The following is a 1,674-nucleotide window of genomic DNA, read 5'->3' on the forward strand; positions in this document are numbered from 1 at the left end:
TACAAGCCACTCGCTCCGGACATCGGCATCGTCGATGGTCCCTTGGAATACTTGACTGTAGGCGGACTTAAGCTGCCGCTTCCGTTCACGACACGAATGACTGTGGTTCACCTTTCAAGCGGTGACCTCTTCTTTCATTCGCCGATCAAGTTCGACGCGCGGCTGGCCGAGGAACTGCAGGGTGTGGGGAGGGTTCGCCATCTCGTATCGCCCAACCAATTCCACTATGCGCACATCGGGGAATGGGCGGCGGCGTTTCCCGATACGATCACCTGGGCGTCACCGCGTGTGCGCCAACGGGCACGGGCACGGCATGTGGATGTCGACTTCAAGAGAGACCTGGAAGCCAGTCCGCCTGAAGAATGGCGTCGAGAGATCGATCAAGTGCTTTTTCCCGGCGGCTATTTCAAAGAGTTCATTTTTTTCCACAAGGCGTCGAGGACGCTGATACTCACCGACGCCATCATCAACATCGAACTGGACAAGATTTCCGAGCCATGGCGAACGGCCACCAAGCTCACTGGGATGTATCATCCTGGCGGTCAAATATTCTTCGGTATGCGGCTGCCGCTACTCGTGCAGCGACGGAAGGCAAAGGCTGCAATCGGAAGGATCCACTCATGGCAGCCGCAGCGAATCGTGCTCAGTCATGGCCGCTGTTTTGATGCGGATGCGGACGAGGTCATCCGAAGGATATTCGGAGCAGCGCCCTACGGAGGGTAGTTTGTCCCTTGCGGGCGCGAGATAAGTGCGATGTCGGGTCTCCACCCCCATCAGGACTTCCAAGGTGGTCCGTGGAAGGGCAGCAGAGGGTCATGAGCGCTGGTTGGGCCGAATGTCCGGTTTCTGGAAGGAAAAAAGGTCCCTGAAGGTCCGGTCAGGGTCATGGGCGTGAATTCGACCGCGGTCGAACGAGCTTCCGCAAACGGTGTCGATTTCTGCCGTTCGTCTCGATCATTGGAACGAGCAACGAGCGCCAATTGGGGACGTTTGGTGACGACGCGTTGAACGACTTGAGCTGGGCCGATTGCTGACTGTCGGGTTTCAGTCGCGCTCGACGGATAGCATAATGACAGCGCACCCGACTGCCGTCGCGTTGGCACTTAAATTGATCGACGAAGGGGTGCGTGACGGCGACTGTGAGTCCGCCTCCCGGATATCGACCGTTCTGACAACAGGCAGTCATAACCGATTGAGCATGCTCGTAAGGTCGGCTAACTTACAAACCACAGGCAATAAAAATTATTCATTGGGGGCAATCATGAATTCGATCGGGTCGGCGATCGCAAAGGGACTGTTTTTGGCTGGTCTGTTCATATCGGCGGGATCAGCGCTGGCGGCGAAGAGCGATGACGGATTCGCAGCGTTCTGGACAAAATTCAAGGCTGCCGTCGGCAAGAGCGACCAAAAAGCCGTATCGCAGATGATCAAATATCCCATCTATTACAATGACCAACGGCAAGTAGATGACTTCCCTTTGATCTGGAAGGGTGCTTTCACAATAGCGCAGCGGAATTGTCTTGCCAAGGAGAAGCCCGTCAAAGACACCAATGAAGGTAATGTCACGTATTCCGCTTTCTGCGGCTCGCTTATCTATGTCTTTGGCAAAGATGGAGCCAGCTGGAAATTGACGGACTTTGCTGAAGACGATTGATCGCCCCACTCAGACCCGCC

2 protein-coding genes are annotated in these 1,674 nt (G+C 55.5%); both read left to right on the forward strand.

Translation table 11 applies throughout. The features are described from left to right. Nucleotides 1-723 (forward strand): DUF4336 domain-containing protein (locus E5W70_RS32305; RefSeq protein ID WP_292665401.1); only part of this gene is annotated, 723 nt, incomplete at its 5' end. A gap of 346 nt (nt 724-1,069) precedes the next feature. Next, nucleotides 1,070-1,654 (forward strand): hypothetical protein, encoded by a 585-nt coding sequence (locus tag E5W70_RS32310; protein ID WP_292665403.1) that lies wholly within the window; start codon nt 1,070-1,072, stop codon nt 1,652-1,654. The last annotated feature ends 20 nt before the right edge of the window (nt 1,655-1,674 follow it).

It is taken from the genome of Mesorhizobium sp. (assembly GCF_005063415.1).
Taxonomy (GTDB): Bacteria; Pseudomonadota; Alphaproteobacteria; order Rhizobiales; family Rhizobiaceae; genus Mesorhizobium.